The following is a 15,720-nucleotide window of genomic DNA, read 5'->3' as shown; positions in this document are numbered from 1 at the left end:
ATGCTAAATCTGAATCTGCATCTCATCATATAGCCAGTTAACCACCTGTTGGCGCTCCGCTGGCTCAAGGCTAAACATACCGTTCATGCGCGTTCGATCATCAATCGCTTCCATGTCGGCCAGAGTAAAAAGTCCCGCCTTGTTAGCAATTTTGCACAGCAGATCATCCCGGTCTTCCTGATTTTTGGCATAGCGATAGAGACGGGCCTGTTTGCTGAGATAGGCCACATCATAGTTCTCTTCATCAAGCCGTTGTCTCAGAGCATCTGGTACTGGCTCAGCTTCAACCATCTGAGCATAATCAGTATCAAGGATGCCGAGATCGACAATTTTGGGTTTATCACTCACAGTTTATTACTCACTGAATCCATCAGTTTATCAAGCCATTTGATAAGACTGACCTGTTATAGTCATTCTGTTTAGGTGGGGTTAAAGGGATTACAACCCAATTACCGCTACCTCTATTCAGACTGTCTAGCTTCAGGATGTCACTCTTCTCCCAAAAGCTCGGCAGGTTTAATAAAGCTGTAATCTGATCCCGCCCGTTTGACGAACAAATGTCAACGACTGGTCAGAATAAAGATGGCATGTTGAGTCAGTTGCATGTACGAGGAGCATGATTATGCTAGCAAAACGAATTCTGCCCTGTTTGGATGTGAAGGCCGGACGGGTCGTAAAGGGCGTCAATTTTGTTGATTTGCGGGATGCGGGCGATCCGGTTGAACTGGCTCAAGCCTACAACGAGGCTGGCGCAGATGAACTGGTGTTTCTTGACATTACGGCCACTCACGAAGACCGAGACATCATTTACGACGTAGTGTATCGGACTGCCGAGCAGGTTTTCATCCCGCTGACGGTGGGTGGGGGCATCAGTTCCTTAGAAACGATTAAAAAACTGTTACGAGCCGGAGCCGATAAGGTCAGTATTAATTCCTCTGCAGTGCGTAATCCGGACTTTATTAGTGAAGCCAGCGATCGCTTTGGCTGCCAGTGTATCGTGGTGGCAATCGATGCTCGTCGCCGCACTGATCCTGAGCATCCGGGCTGGGATGTGTACGTGCGGGGAGGACGAGAGAATACTGGACTAGATGCGATCGCATGGGCCAAAGAAGTGGCGCAGCGGGGTGCGGGGGAACTGCTGATCACCAGCATGGATGCGGATGGAACCCAGGCTGGATATGACTTAGAGCTAACCCGCACCATCGCTGAACAGGTAGAAATTCCCGTGATTGCCTCCGGTGGCGCGGGCAACTGTGACCACATTCGTGAAGCGCTGACGGAAGGCAAGGCCGAAGCGGCACTGCTGGCGTCCTTACTGCATTACGGTCAGCTAACCGTAGCCGAAATTAAAGACCATCTGACTCAACACCAGATTCCAGTGCGGCAGCTTGTTCCCCATGCGCTGTAAAAATTCAGACTGTTCTTGTAAAAGTTCCATGCAGTGAGACATTTACGAAAATGTCTCCAATCGGCTGTGATCGGCGGATTGAGTCTGTGTGAGGCTTAGATTCACGGGGTAGCAGGGATAGACTGGATTTGTATGTGGGTTTCGTAACAAAAAAGCTGAACGGACTGTGCCAATAAAATTGGGATCTTTTAAGATTTATCGGGCGACAGTTAAGATTAACTGTTGTTACAATATGTAAAATAAAGCTCTTAATGATAAAGCTAGCTTAAAAGCTCCCTCATAGCATGTTCCTTATTATCATTGCTGTCATTGGCATGGTTGCTTGGTCACTGCATCTCATGCAGCAAGCAATCGAAGTCCAAGAATTTTCTCTCATGTTGGCCGGTTGCCTGGTGGCAGCTGCGGCTGCCGCTATGATGGTGGTTTATTTTTTGATGGGAGATTACGTTGTTTACATGACACATGCGTCTCACACAACTAGTTTTTTCCGAGTGGTTTCGAGTGGAGCCGAGACTGTTACGAGCTTTTGAGCTGTTGCAGAACTGCTCAACCGATTTGGGGTGAACTCTGGCGTGTATCTGAACGCATCAGTTTTTAAGCAATCGGCTTTTCCAATTGAATCGTTGCAAGCGAACAGCATGGCAGAGCGCCATGCTGCTTTGTTTATGAGCTGGATAGACACACGTCGTGCTGTGAGAGAGTTGTCTGGATACAGGTCAACTACGTGCGATCGCACCTGTCAAAAACCAGTTTCCACTCGGATTAAAACGGCCCTGTACGGCAACTTGGCAACCGTCTGGGAGGTTGATCAACTGCTGATTCACCTGCGGCCACAGCGTCACTAGCAACAGTTTGGACGGCAATTCTGAGAACGGCGTAGGTTGCTGTAGGTTGCTCGGATCAATTAACCAATATTGGTCGTTTTGTTTTTTGAACGTCCCGTGTATCTGCCAAACACCACCTGTAGGGGCGAATGGCCATTCGCCCCTACAATTACCATCGCCGACGTCCCTACCATTGTTGTGATGCTCAGAAACCATGCCGTCTACCGGATATTTTTCGGGGAATTGGCAGTAGAACAGCTGCTGGTTGGCCCAATCGGGGTCGGTCGGCAATACATTGAGCAATGGCACCACTGCCACTGGTGCCGTTGGGTCGTAGACTAACGCCTGCTGGAGCGATCGCACATTTAAATCGCGGGGTTGAATGTCCTGTTCAATACAGAGCGCTGCCGCCATGCCTGCGGCTTGGCCGATGCCCAGAACAACAGGTTGCAGCCGCGTCGCCCCGTTGGCAATGTGGGAAACAGAAATGTTCTTGTCACAGGCCAGCAAACCATCCACCTGCTGCGGCACCAGTGCCTCGTAGGGAATTGTGAACGGCGTTCCCGTCCAGCGACCGCCCCAGCGCACAGATTTGGGCGTCAGCGGTAACTGATCGCCGGGATAGTGGTGATCATTGGCGTAGTTACCAACTGCGATCGCGCTCATTTGGCCCTGCTGATTCACGGGTAACCGCGCCGCCTGTCCGCCTGGTACAGGCAGGATATCGTCTTCGCGGATGGTCGTGACGCCAACCAAGCGTCGACTTTCGCGATAGTAGGGATAAAGGGCAAACGCACCGCCACCCGGCGAATTGGGCACTGTGGGAAACGTGTTTTCGGCTAGGCCATAGCGCGGGGCAATTTCAGTTTGGATGAAGTGGGCAAATCCCTGGCTGTAGTGCTTGGCTTCCTGCCAAAATTCTTGGCGGGCGGCATTCGATTCAATTAATCGGTTCAACTGCTGACTGTAATCGTTGCCAGCCTGCGGCCAGTTGATCATGAATCGATTACCCGGCAATCGGCCATAGTTGAGGAATGAGGCAGCCCCATAGCCTGTCCAGGCATTCTTAAAGGCAGCGGCAGAATATCCCGGTGGAGCGGGAATGGGCGGTGCGACATGCCCTGCACCGTAGTCCTGCATAATCACGACCCAGGTAGGCGACTGGACTGGATAGGTTTGCTGGAGATTATGCAGATGGTCTGGATCGCGCTGTATGGCGGATTGGATGGTTGGTTCCGGTGGGTCAAACTCGTCCCAGCCCCAGCGGTAGGAAGTGTGAGAAAGTGCGATCGCATCTCCGAGTTCCGTCCCATCTATTGTGATCTGGGCGTAAATGCTCAAATCTTGGAACTGTGCGCCGAGAATTCGATTTCCTTCACGATAAATCTGGGTTGGTGTGCAGCCTATAATCCACTCCAGATTAGGTAGTTCCGCCACCCAGTCGGCAAAGATTTGGGCACCAACTGCGGGATCGTAGGTGAAGAAGCTGACCCAGGCGTGATCGAGTCCTTCTGGCTGACGCTGCTCCAGTTCGCGCAAAAACGCGCCCCACAGGCCCGTATGAAAGGCAGCTAGTTCGTTCCCGTCGGGAGCCGCTACCCCTGCGGCGGTGAGCATACCACCCAGCCAAGAATATTCGCTGACCAAGATTACCCGTGCGCCGCGCCGCGCCGCCTGGATGGCTGCTGCCGTGCCGCCCGTGCCGCCGCCAATCACCAGAATGTCAGTATGTCGCTCGGTCATGTTCACTGGGTCAGGTAATATCGTCTGCTGGCAAACAGGTCACGGTGGCGCGAACGGTGCCTGCGCGGTCGTGCTGAGCTGTGAGTGAAATTTGAGTACCAGGAGGTGCCTGCACAATCCACTCGGCTTTGGCGCGATCGTCCGTCACGTCGGCATAGGGCAGCGGTCGCTTATAGGCACGGCCTTCTAGTTGGCCGATATCAACGCTAGGTTTACCCGACAGCAGCTTAGCCGCTGCGGGCAGGTGAATCTCCGCTCGGCAGCCCTGGACAATCTTGCGCTGCTTGGCCTGCTGCGTCACGTAGCTAGGTAGCCAGCCCGTGTTTTGCACCACCAGCCGCACGTCATAAATATCGTCGCCTAAGCACTTGGCCTCAGCCTGCCACAGCTCCAGCTTGGGCGAAATTAGCAGGTGCCACACCAGCCATTTGGGAAACAGCGCCACCTCCCGCTCCAGATGCGAGGCGGGTGGATTGGCCCAGGTGCGAATCCAGTCCCAGCCACCCAGCTCAATCGTGCCCAATTGGGGATGTTCAAACGGATACCAGTCTACGTAACCCTTTCCGTCTAGTTCCTGATCGACCCAGCGCATGATTTTCAGGTCGTCCTCCACTGGGTGATCCTGTCGCCAGTCCACCAGATCAATATTGTTTAGTTTGGCCTGCTGAGGTGGACTCCAGATTTCTACCGTCCAGGCAAAGACGCCCTGATGCTCATACATCCAGTCATCAAAGGCACCCGTGGCGACATCTTTATCGGGGCGGAACTCGTGATAAATCGAAACGGCAGGATACTGAGTCAGCTCTGTGCCTTTTTGGCCAATCTGGTTGTAGACCCGTAGATCTTGAGTATCAAGTTCTTCATCTGGGCGATAGCTGAAGGGCCGCAGCAGCAAGCCACCATAGGTATGAAATGCGATCGCACCTGTGATATTGGGATGCTCGGTGACAAACTGCACCAGCGCTTGCGCTTCCGGTTCCGAGGTAGGATAGTCGCCAGCACCGGGCTGTTCGTGTTCCGGTCGCCACTGAGCCGGAAAGTTGCGATTCAAATCGAGCTGTTCTCGGTGGGGTTGCAGATTGATCAAAGCGCCATCATAGTTCTCAACTATCCCCTCTGGAAAAATCCGGTAGTAGGTGCCTCCGGTTTCTACCGGATCACGGCGCACCATCAGCCGAGGATCATCTGGGCACACTTTCCAAGCGCCACTCGGATCGGGAATCCGCATGTGGAGAATCCGTCCGTCTCCATCCACGTCCTGTTGCACCAGTCCGTCTGGGGGGAAATCGTTGAAGCTAGCCGGATAGGGGCGAATGCTGGAGCGCACATGCTTTGGTTGATCCGCCAGTGCCCACTCGGCTCCGTCCGGATTAACTCTAGGACAAATGTAAAAAACGCGGCTATCTAAACAGCGGGTAATCTCTGAATCAGTGCCGTAGCTCTTAACCAGGCTATGCAGCAGATACAGGCAGGCAGTAGATGCAGCCAGTTCCACCGAATGAATATTGCCATCAACCCAAAGGGCTGGTTTTTCGGTGTCGATGCCGCTAGCAAAATTTGTTACTGTCAGCAACCAGATATCTCGACCTTTGTAGCTACGGCCAATGCTGTGAATTCGGACTAGATTAGGATAAGTAGTAGCAAAATCGTGGAGTAATCGATTTAGCTCTTCATAACGGTAGAACTGGTCAAATCGAATTGGTGTTGCACCCACAAAGGTTGGCTCATTTATTGCTTGCATCGTTTCGTCAATTTCAAATGGTGAGATGATTGTCAGAAGCGTGGCTCAGTGCCTAACACGGAGTTAAAGCGATGGCCAATGTATTTTGTTGCGAGATAAATATCCTCGCATAACCTTAGGATCTGTGGAGAAGTTGCCAGATTGTGTGACAGTTAATGTAAAAATTCTGATGGGATTTGTGAGGGATAGGCATTAACAAACGCCAAATATCGATCGATATCCGATCAATATCAATTAATTTGGTGGATTTGGTTGCTTGTGTGGGTATAGTACCGACATAATCAACGAGATGTACAAATTTTTGGGGGTGAATTCAAGACCAATGAATTAATCGACGAAGAGATGAGCGTGTAGCACGTAGCCTACACCAAATTTTGAAACTGAAGCATGAAATTTCCTAAAACGGCTTTAGTTGACTTGTATTATTCTGTAGTACGATATTTCGGAGGAAGAAGCTCATGGAACATCTGCGGCTCGACTCCAATCAGCCCGCCATGCGCGATCGCAAATCCAACCTGCTGTATCAACGTCTAGAAGAAGCCTTGCAGCAGGGCCAAGAGATTTGGGTACGGGCACTGGGCAGTGGTTTTTCAGGTATTCCAATTCATCTTGATCATGAATTTCTCGAAATTGTCTCGGTCTATGTTCCAGATGAGTCTGACTCCTCATTCGATGTTGACCTTGATTGGCAAGATGACGAAGACGAAGATCCCTATCAGCGGACGGTTTGGCTAATCCGCATTGCCGACATCAGCGCTGTTGCCTACTCAACTGAATCCTGGTCAAAAGAACGATTTGAGCAACTGCTAGGTCATCCCCAATCACCGAAGGATGCCCAAGATTAAAGACGTTCAGGAATAGAAAAGAAAGAGCCGCTTCTGCGGCTCTTTCTTTTTGGAGATCGTTTGAACTGTTAACTAGGCCTGACTCACCATTGGCGTGGGGTCATCGCCTAAGACAGTCGGATTGCGAGCAGTCGGAAACGGCTGCTGCTTGAGCCAACAATCGCGCTAGGGTTGAAACGACAGCGCCAAAACGTGGCTCAGCTTGTTATCCGCCGGATCGGTATAGGCTGGCATGCCAACCATAATTTCAGACTGTGGCACATTGAGACGCAGCGTTCTGTGCAGCCGATCCCACCAGGGCAGAATGACTGAGTAGTTAGAATTAGTTTCTTCGCGTACCTGGGAATGATGAATACCGTGCATCCGGGGCGTGACGAGGATCCAGTTGAGCCGACGTTCTAAGGCGTGGGGCAGGCGCACATTGCTGGGATGGAATAGGGTATTAGACTGATAAAACAGCTCGTAGATCAGATAAATGGGCAGCGATGCACCGATTAGACCTGCCTGATCTGCCCGCAGCATCGCCGAGAACAGCATTTTGCCAAAGTAAAAGCGGAATCCAGTCAAAACATCTAGATTAGGATCACAATGGTGAGCATTATGAAAGCGCCCCAGGAATGGAATGCCGTGATTAGCGCGATGCCAGTATTAAAAGGTGAGATCCAGCAGCAGAAATGCGATCGCACCTCTCAGCCAAATGGTTACAGGTCGCGATCGCACCAGTCTAAAAGAGGCGTGATTGGCCCGTTGAATGCTAAAGAAAGCAGCGGTTTGTGCGATCGCATCTCTTGATTCTTGAAAGTAGTCAATCTCGTTATCTACAGCTCTATTGAATAGCTGGTGAACTAAATTGATTATGAACAGGCCGCCCCGCCGGGGCGGCCTGTTCATAATCAATTTGAGATTGCTGTATTTCAAGGCACCTGACTCCGTTTAAAGAATATTCTGATGTATTCCAAAACCGGAATGCTACCATCAGCCCTAAAAATGAAAACACCAAAAGAAAATTAACTGTGACTGCGATCGCACTGTGCTCAAAGATAGCCAAACTTTTACCCTTTCGTTGGTTGGCAAGAACTAGCCGGAGTGTTGGTAAAAATTAGGTTAACCTGAGGTAAGCAATAAGTTAACCTTGCCAGAGTGGTTGCCGTGAGAAAGTTCTTCAAGCGTGGGGATGTGCCTCTTATATGGTCTTCTAGGCCATATGATTTCCTGCTCATATATCTGCTGATCCTAGTATTGCTTGCTGATACAGTGTTTATTGGTATTCACATCTGTCGAGAGTATCTTCCCTTCATCTCAAGTCCACTGTTTGATATTGAACGCGATCGCAGCTATGCAGAGTTTTTTCAGTACATCAAACTTCTGTGGTCTATTATTAATTTGACTGTTATCGGTTTACTGATAGAGCGATTTTATTTGACTTGGAGCTTATTTTTCTGCTACTTGCTGGTTGATGATGCATTCTCACTTCATGAAAATCTTGGCAATCTGATATTTAGAAAATTAGGCTTTGCACCCCAAGTATGAAGTGGATGTCGCTAAGAATTCAAGATTATGGAGAAATACTCGTATCGTTATTGGCAGCTCTAGTCTTCTTATTTGTAATTGGTTGGGCCTATAAATATGGTTCGCGCTCATTTAGACATAAATCTATACGGCTTATAGGTTTAGTGGCCGCTTTAGCCTTCTTTGGCATAGTCGTAGATATATTCCACTCAATCACTGCTGGCATGAATCATTGGTTTTGGAAAAACCTGAATTTCTTAATAGGGGTCGTAGAAGATGGTGGAGAGATGATGATGATTAGCTTGATTTTTATTTATACCTTCACAGAAGTCAGCAAAATTAATAAGTACAAGCTGGAAGTGGAGACAGAAACGCTAGATGTTTCAAAAAATCACGGATTGTAATACCTTATAGGCTTTCAATATAGGGCAAAGATAAGGCCCTATATCCTAGAGGACGGCAAAAGTGGCAACTCCCTCATCAGATGAGTTAGATTGATGCCGATCAACTTGTGAGACTTATACAACATGTTTAAGAACATAGCCGCTGATGCCTTGGGATTGAGCGATATTGGTGCTGTTATCAAACCCGCCGACTTTGACAAGGTGGAAACTGATAACTACGTTATGCACGAAGAAAATGAAAAGATATATTTTCTGATTAAATCAAAAACCGACGAATACTGTTTCACCAATCTCGCCTTGATTCATCTCGACGGTACCTCCGCCACCAGCAAGCGGCGGATGCTGAATCGGTATCCATACCAAGTGAATGTCATTCGAGATGTGCGGCTAGAAACGGCTGGCACCATCGATATGGATATCGAGATTAAATTTACGATGGGTAATTCTCAGTATTCCATTGCTGTTGCTAAAAACTACTTAACAGCGCTCAAGGATCTGTATAAGTCGTTGACAAAAATTGGCACGATTCAGCATGAAAATAGCTTGATGTTTCAGTATGCCCAAGACAGCTTGAAAACAGCCACCAATTTGGGAAATCGCTTCAACGTTTCAGATTCGATTGAAGAGCAGTTTAAGGCCATTAATCAATACACCTTCAATTGGCTGAAATACGCTCAGCAAAACTATATGCGCGAAGACTTCGGCGAGGTTTTCGAGAAGTTTATTAATAATTGATCACTTAGCTAAAGGCGCGATCGCACCTCAGCCAATTTGCTATTCTGCCAATGGCATACCTTCGTCTCTAGGTGGCTCAGCTTATATGGCTCAGCGTCTACTCAGCGAGTTCAACGGGTCAGTTCTTTGGCAAAAACTGCAAAAGTCCGATGCTTGGTGCGCGGTTGGGTTTGCGATCGCAGCTCTCTTTCTCTATTGGCTCAACCTGGGACAGGTTGCCCTGCGCGATTGGGACGAAGGCACGATTGCCCAAGTCGCTAAGGAAATGTATCGATCCGGCGACTGGCTCTATCCGACCATCTACGGTGCGCCGTATTTGAATAAACCGCCACTGGTGGAATGGCTGATTAACATCGGCTATAGCCTTGGCGGCGTCCAGACCTGGACAGCTCGCTTCATGCCTGCCGCTGTCAGTGCCTTGGCTGTGCCATTACTCTTCCTACTAGGACGGAAGCTGTTTGTCCAGAAAGCCTTTGCCGTATGCAGTGCAGGCGTCTATCTAACCCTCCTGCCTGTCGCTCGCCACGGACGCTTAGCCATGCGCGATGGCGTTGCCGTTACGCTGTTTCTAGCTTTACTATACTGCTTGCTGCAAGCGCGACAGGATCGCCGCTGGGGATTGGGCATTGGACTGGCTCTGGGGCTGGTTGCATTGACGAAAGGCTTGCTGGCTGTGCTGTTGGGAGCTGTAGCCGGAATCTTTCTGCTTGTTAATCGGCAGTGGAATTTACTCAAAAGTCCAATTGCCTGGGCTGGTTTGGTATTGGGGCTGCTACCTGCGATCGCATGGTACGCGCTTCAGTTTCAGCACTACGGCACAACCTTCTGGCAGGGACACGTGATGGGCCAGTCGCTTGACCGGATTTGGGCAGCAGTGGACAACCATCAGGAACCGTTATGGTTCTACTTCGTTGAACTGCTGGAGTATGGCTGGCCGTGGCTGCTGTTCTGGCCGAGCAGTCTGTGGCTGGCCTGGAAATTGCGATCGCAACCCTGGGCGCAGTTAGTACTGGTCGGTACAGTGGTTTACCTGGGCACAATTTCCGTTATGGACACCAAGCTGTCCTGGTACATCATGCCGCTGTATCCGTTTGTGGCGCTGGCAATTGGCGCACAGCTTGGCGAGATTTGGGTGAACCGCCGACCGTTTTACAAGGTTTGGAGCTGGCTGCTAGGTGCGATCGCAGTTGCTAGCTTGATCGGTGGTTTTGTCATCGGCTGGATCGAGCAGCAGTGGTTGCTGATGCCCATTGGTCTAGTGCTGGCGGGAACGCTGGGCATTGCAGCGTGGTTGTTGGGGAAGTGCGATCGCAACTTTATTCCGGTACTAATCAACGGACTGTACGTGGTGCTATTAATCTTTGTCAGCTCTGATTTCTGGCTCTGGGAACTGAATGAAGCTTTCCCTGTGCAGCCCGTGGCCGCCATGCTTAAGGAGCATACGCCCGCTCAAAGCAAAATCCTGACCACGTTTTCCTATCATCGGCCCAGCCTGGATTTCTATAGCGATCGCTATATTCGACCCGCTGGGCCACAGACATTACAGCAGTTTTGGCAACCCGATCAGTATTTCTTGATTCCCGCTGCGGATCAGGCTCAGCTACCGCAGCCCTCTTACTGGGTAGTGGACGAGGTCGCCGGATTTCTGCTGATTCAGCCCAGGGCAACGGATGCTCCTGCCGCCAAACCCATTTCACAAGCTCAGTAAACGCAACGTACAGAATTCGTCAGAGCCGTTAGTGTAAGATCAGCACAATCATTCCTACTGAAGCTGCGTCAAGGGTTGACGCTATGATGAAAATTCTCCACGGCACTTGGATTCCCCAGCCAACTGACGATTTTATTCAAACGGGTACATTTTATCTCTGGATTGAAACCGACGAGAAAAGCCGCCGCCGTCGGTCGGGTCATCCTCGCCATTTGTTTGCGCCGGAATTAGCAGCGACCCTGGCGGATGAGTTGGGGGTTAAAGTTCTGGGTGCTCGCAAGCTGGAGGATTACATTACACAGTGTTACTTCCTGTTGCCCACAACCGAGGACGAGCCGCTGCCGTCTTTGGAGCTATCGCGTTATTTAGAAGATGAAAGCCCCGACACATTTGATTGGCAGTTCTGGAAAATAGACTGCTATCCAATTCGAGAGAATACTCAAATTATCAGTGTGCTGAATGACCTGCACTTTCTGGCGCTCTACAATCTGGCGGATGTGCAGCTCGGAGCCGACCTGCTGTTTTGGTATCACTACACCCAATCTCTGAAGCAGGTGATTCTGCGCGATCAGTATATTCCTGCGCTGAAGTATCGTCATTTAGATCAAGCGTCGTCTGCTGCTGCCAAAACATCTAGCCGCTCTAAATCTCGGTCTAAAGCCTCATCGAAATCGACCCGAGCAAACACTAGCAAGGCGCAAATTCAGGCTCAAGCAGAAGCGAAAGCAGCTAGTCAGCGATTAGGTGGTGATGCTGAGATTTATCCAGCCTGGGATATCGTTGGCGATCGCTACGAAGCCAGCTTGGATGCCTATGTTGAATACATGCCGCATCTGTGTGTAGCTGGATTTGAGAAAGAGCCAGACCGACCGACCTTTTATGACCGCAAAACTCTCCTGCGGCATTTTTCAGAATGCTGGGTGAATGATCTGGTCAGAGGTACATCCTTTTCTTTACCCCAGACCTACCTCAAGAAAATCGAAGGCTCCTTAGTTGAAAGCTGCCTAACTCAGAACCTTAGATACCCTTGGGCTGGCACGGCTTATCATTTAGAACGCTATCAGCAGTGGCAGGGATGGCGCGATCGCATTACTCGCTCTGAAACCGAAGCTCCGTTTCATGTGGGATTCAAACTGGAGGAACCTGCAAAACCAGATGATCCGTGGCAAATCCTGTTTCAAGTTGCACCCAAGCATGACCCATCGCTGCAAATCGCCCTCATGGACTTTTGGCGACTGCGGGGCAAACAAGAGCGGGAACTGCGGAAGCAGTTCGGCGAGGATTTTGAGCAGCATCTGCTGATGAATCTGGGCTATACGGCGCGAATTTATCCTAATTTTTGGCAAGGACTCGAAACCGATGAGCCTGTCGGCATCTTTGTCGATCTAAATACGGCGTTTGACTTCCTCAAGGATTCCGCTTGGGTGCTGGAGGATGCTGGCTACAAGATTATTGTGCCTGCCTGGTGGACACCAAAAGGACGGCAGCGGGCCAAGATTCGGCTCAAGGCCAAGGGCAAATCTCTGGGCGGCAACGACAAGGCCAAGAGCTACTTCTCGTTTGAAACGCTGGTGCAGTACAAATACGAGATGTCCATTGGTGACCAGCCCGTCAGCGAACAGGAGTGGCAGCAACTGGTGCAGGCTAAGTCGCCGCTGGTCAAGTTTCGCGGTCAGTGGATGGAGCTAGACCAGGAGAAAATGCAGCAAATGCTGGACTTCTGGAAGCAGCAGCAGGCCGACAATCCGGAAATGAGTCTGCTTGACTTCATGCGGCTGACGGCTGGCGAAGATGATGAGCTAGAAGTCGATTTCGATCGCAATGATGTCTTGGCGACGATGCTGACCCAGCTCAGCGACAAAGGCCGCTTGGAGCTAACCCCCAATCCCGATCAGCTCCAAGGCAATCTGCGGGATTACCAGAAGCGGGGCCTGTCCTGGCTGCACTATTTGGAAAATCTGGGCCTTAATGGTTGTCTGGCGGACGACATGGGCTTGGGCAAAACAGTGCAGGTGATTGCTCGTCTCGTGCAAGAGCGAGAAATGGCAACCCAGGCCGGAGTCAAGCAAGTGCCGCCAACCCTGCTGATCGCGCCCACCTCCGTTGTGGGCAACTGGTATCACGAACTGCACAAGTTTGCGCCCCATTTAACGGTGGTGGTGCATCACGGTAGCGATCGCACAAAAGATACGAAAGAATTCAAAGCCCTCTGTCGCCAGCATGACGTGATTATCACTTCCTTTACCCTGGCTCGTAAGGATGCCAAGCTGCTGACGGGCATTACCTGGCACCGGATTGTCCTGGACGAAGCGCAGAATATCAAAAATCCCAAAACGGCTCAGACCAAGGCGATTCTGAAGCTCAATGCCCACCATCGGCTGGCCCTGACCGGAACGCCCGTAGAGAACCGCCTGCTGGATTTGTGGTCAATCTTTAACTTCCTTAATCCCGGCTATTTGGGCACCCAGACGCAATTTCGCAAGCAGTTCGAAATGCCGATCCAGAAAGACAACAGCCCCACTCGCTCGGCCACGCTCAAGAAACTGGTGGAGCCGTTCATCCTGCGGCGAGTCAAAACCGATCAGGCGATTATTAAAGACCTGCCCGATAAGGTAGAGCAGAAGCTTTACTGTAATCTGACCAAAGAGCAAGCGTCCCTGTATGAAGCCGTACTCAAGGATGTCACCGAGCAGCTGGAAGCTGCTGAGGGGATGAAGCGTAAAGGATTAATTCTGGCTACCTTGACGAAACTGAAGCAAATCTGCAACCATCCCCGCCAGTTTTTGCAGGATGAAAGCGGGTTTACAGCAGAGCGATCGCACAAGCTGGATCGGTTACTAGAAATGCTGGACGAAGTAATTGAAGAAGGGGAGAGCGCTCTTGTCTTTAGCCAGTTCCGCGAAATTGGCGATGCTCTCGCCAACCACCTGCGCCACACCCGCCACTACAACACCTACTACATCCACGGCGGCACCAACCGCAACAAGCGGGAACAGATGATTACCCAGTTCCAAGATCCAGAAACGGAACCGTCAATTTTTGTCTTATCTCTCAAAGCAGCGGGTGTGGGGATTACCTTGACCAAAGCTAACCACGTGTTTCATTTCGACCGCTGGTGGAATCCGGCTGTGGAAGATCAGGCCACTGACCGTGCCTTCCGAATTGGTCAGCAGAAGAACGTCTTCGTGCATAAGTTTGTCACGATGGGGACACTGGAAGAACGCATTGATCAGATGATTGAAGATAAGAAAAAGCTGGCCGGAGCAATTGTGGGTGCCGATGAATCCTGGCTGACGGAGTTAGATAATGATGCCTTTAAGCAACTGATTGCCCTGAATCGCAATGCCATTTTGGAGTAGTCCTGGGAGTCAAAATTATGGCTAAATTTAGTCGATCCTGGTGGGGACAAAAATTTATTGAAGCAATTGAAGAGCTGACCGATTCAGGCCGTTTGAGTCGGGGGCGCTCCTATGCCAGCAACGGTAAAGTGATTGGCTTTAAGATTGATCGGGGACTGATTACGGCGCAGGTGCGGGGTTCTGTTAATCCCTACTTTGGCGTTTATAGCGAACCGCGATATGATGTGCTGATTGATTTTGAGCCAATTAGTAAAGCTAAATGGACGGCTGTCATTGCACTGATTGCGTCTAAGGCAGGTCTGATTTCGCGGCTGTTGCTGAACGAAATTCCGGAAAATATTGAAGACAGTTTCCATACGCTGGGGCTGCATCTGCTGCCTGCAAGTAACAGAGACTTTCACACCCGCTGCTCCTGCCCCGATTGGAACAATCCCTGTAAGCATGTTGCCGGAGTGTATTATCTAATCGCGGCTGAGCTAGATCGGGATCCGTTTTTGCTCTTTGAACTGCGGGGTCTCAAGAAAGAGGAACTTAAAGCCGAATTGGCTAAAACGCCACTCGGTCAAGCTCTATCTGCCGAACTTTCGGCTCAGCGGCATCCGCCCACACCCGTTGAATCCTACTACACGAAACCGCAGCTAGTTGAGGCGACAGAACTGAGCGCCAAAGCCTTCTGGCAAGGGGAAAAGCGATTGCCACAGACGATTGAAGTACCTGCACCTTCAACGGTGTCGGCTGTGGTCGTGAAGAAGCAGGGTGATTTTCCACCCTTTTGGTCGCGGGAGAACTCGTTTATTGAAGCAATGGAAGAGTTTTACGAACGAGTGAAAACGAAACGAAAGGATTTGCTCTAAAATTCAGATGCCCTGAACCCATAGATCATGTATGAGTCCCCAGCTATCTTCCACTGAACTGCAAACTGTCCAGGAGCTGCTTCAGGATTATGACGAAGCCCAACCTGCGATCGCAACTCTGCAAGAACATGATGGCGATCTAAAAACCAGCCTGGAAGATCTGATCGCGGCAGAAGCGGGCACGGCGGTTTATGGGGAGGAGCGCAAGACGCTGCGGCAGGTGTTTCTGAAGAATCTGCGGCGGGAGATCTGTGGGGATGATGGGTTTCTGGCCAAGGTGGAGGAGTACAACAAGAAACCGGGCGAGGCGGCGCTGCTGGCGGGGCTGATTGTGTATGTGATTGATTTGGTGACGCTGCCGATTAATCCGGCGATTGCCACTGTTGTTGTGCTCTGGGTGTTGAAGTTGGGGATTCGCACGTTTTGCGACTACACGGAACCGGAACCGGAATAAACGGTCAAAATGGTTAAAAATACCCCACCTGTAGGGGCAAATGGCCATTTGCCCCTACGTAACGTTTCGGTAATGATGATGCCCGTTGTAGGGGCGGGTTTTGTTGACCGATTTTGCCTCGAATTTACCATTTGTC

Annotated in this window: 14 protein-coding genes and 1 pseudogene; 10 read left to right on the top strand and 5 right to left on the bottom strand. The window is 50.5% G+C overall.

Annotated elements, in window-relative coordinates; translation table 11 throughout:
• Positions 1 to 3: 3 nt before the first annotated feature.
• Positions 4 to 348 (bottom strand): hypothetical protein, encoded by a 345-nt coding sequence (locus AC286M_RS31145; RefSeq protein ID WP_488208092.1) that lies wholly within the window; start codon positions 346 to 348, stop codon positions 4 to 6.
• A 274-nt stretch (positions 349 to 622) separates the two neighbouring features.
• Between AC286M_RS31145 and hisF the strand changes: the two genes are divergently transcribed.
• Together hisF and AC286M_RS31135 are read left to right on the top strand one after the other, a co-directional pair.
• Complete coding sequence (gene hisF, locus AC286M_RS31140) at positions 623 to 1,408, top strand: imidazole glycerol phosphate synthase subunit HisF (protein ID WP_488208091.1); 786 nt, start codon at positions 623 to 625, stop codon at positions 1,406 to 1,408.
• A 314-nt stretch (positions 1,409 to 1,722) separates the two neighbouring features.
• Positions 1,723 to 1,938, top strand: a complete 216-nt coding sequence (locus AC286M_RS31135) for a hypothetical protein (protein WP_488208090.1) — start codon at positions 1,723 to 1,725, stop codon at positions 1,936 to 1,938.
• 186 nt (positions 1,939 to 2,124) lie between these two features.
• Here AC286M_RS31135 and AC286M_RS31130 read toward each other — a convergent pair whose 3' ends face one another.
• The gene (locus AC286M_RS31130) at positions 2,125 to 3,975 is read right to left on the bottom strand and encodes an FAD-dependent oxidoreductase (protein ID WP_488208089.1); all 1,851 of its coding nucleotides are present in this window, start codon (positions 3,973 to 3,975) and stop codon (positions 2,125 to 2,127) included.
• Positions 3,976 to 3,985: 10 nt separating this feature from the next.
• Complete coding sequence (locus AC286M_RS31125; protein WP_488208088.1) at positions 3,986 to 5,716, bottom strand: M14 family metallopeptidase; 1,731 nt, start codon at positions 5,714 to 5,716, stop codon at positions 3,986 to 3,988.
• 458 nt (positions 5,717 to 6,174) lie between these two features.
• Here AC286M_RS31125 and AC286M_RS31120 point away from each other — a divergent pair, with 458 nt between their 5' ends.
• Positions 6,175 to 6,561, top strand: a complete 387-nt coding sequence (locus AC286M_RS31120) for a hypothetical protein (protein WP_488208087.1) — start codon at positions 6,175 to 6,177, stop codon at positions 6,559 to 6,561.
• Positions 6,562 to 6,726: 165 nt separating this feature from the next.
• Here the strand turns inward: AC286M_RS31120 and AC286M_RS31115 are convergent.
• A pseudogene (locus AC286M_RS31115) lies at positions 6,727 to 7,197 on the bottom strand (sterol desaturase family protein); the annotation flags it as partial.
• A gap of 12 nt (positions 7,198 to 7,209) precedes the next feature.
• Positions 7,210 to 7,452, bottom strand: coding sequence for a hypothetical protein (locus tag AC286M_RS31110; protein WP_488208086.1), 243 nt, complete (start codon positions 7,450 to 7,452; stop codon positions 7,210 to 7,212).
• A gap of 258 nt (positions 7,453 to 7,710) precedes the next feature.
• Here AC286M_RS31110 and AC286M_RS31105 point away from each other — a divergent pair, with 258 nt between their 5' ends.
• From AC286M_RS31105 to AC286M_RS31075, 7 genes are all read left to right on the top strand, one after another.
• Positions 7,711 to 8,091: a hypothetical protein gene (locus AC286M_RS31105; RefSeq protein WP_488208085.1), complete on the top strand. Its 381-nt coding sequence runs from the start codon at positions 7,711 to 7,713 to the stop codon at positions 8,089 to 8,091.
• The gene (locus tag AC286M_RS31100; RefSeq protein ID WP_488208084.1) at positions 8,088 to 8,474 is read left to right on the top strand and encodes a hypothetical protein; all 387 of its coding nucleotides are present in this window, start codon (positions 8,088 to 8,090) and stop codon (positions 8,472 to 8,474) included. Before AC286M_RS31105 ends, AC286M_RS31100 begins: the two co-directional genes overlap by 4 nt.
• A 123-nt stretch (positions 8,475 to 8,597) precedes the next feature.
• Positions 8,598 to 9,209 (top strand): PH domain-containing protein, encoded by a 612-nt coding sequence (locus AC286M_RS31095; RefSeq protein ID WP_488208083.1) that lies wholly within the window; start codon positions 8,598 to 8,600, stop codon positions 9,207 to 9,209.
• A gap of 85 nt (positions 9,210 to 9,294) precedes the next feature.
• Positions 9,295 to 10,917 (top strand): ArnT family glycosyltransferase, encoded by a 1,623-nt coding sequence (locus tag AC286M_RS31090; RefSeq protein ID WP_488208082.1) that lies wholly within the window; start codon positions 9,295 to 9,297, stop codon positions 10,915 to 10,917.
• Between the two features lie 83 nt (positions 10,918 to 11,000).
• A complete protein-coding gene (locus tag AC286M_RS31085) occupies positions 11,001 to 14,276 on the top strand; it encodes a DEAD/DEAH box helicase (RefSeq protein WP_488208081.1) in 3,276 nt (1,091 codons plus the stop codon).
• Positions 14,277 to 14,293: 17 nt separating this feature from the next.
• On the top strand, positions 14,294 to 15,130 hold the full coding sequence (locus tag AC286M_RS31080) for an SWIM zinc finger family protein (RefSeq protein ID WP_488208080.1): 837 nt from the start codon (positions 14,294 to 14,296) through the stop codon (positions 15,128 to 15,130).
• Between the two features lie 31 nt (positions 15,131 to 15,161).
• The gene (locus tag AC286M_RS31075; RefSeq protein ID WP_488208079.1) at positions 15,162 to 15,584 is read left to right on the top strand and encodes a hypothetical protein; all 423 of its coding nucleotides are present in this window, start codon (positions 15,162 to 15,164) and stop codon (positions 15,582 to 15,584) included.
• Positions 15,585 to 15,720 lie beyond the last annotated feature (136 nt).

The organism is Thainema salinarum CENA647, assembly GCF_057732415.1.
Note: the sequence above shows the minus strand (reverse complement) of the source record. Positions and strands in the feature narration are given on the sequence as shown.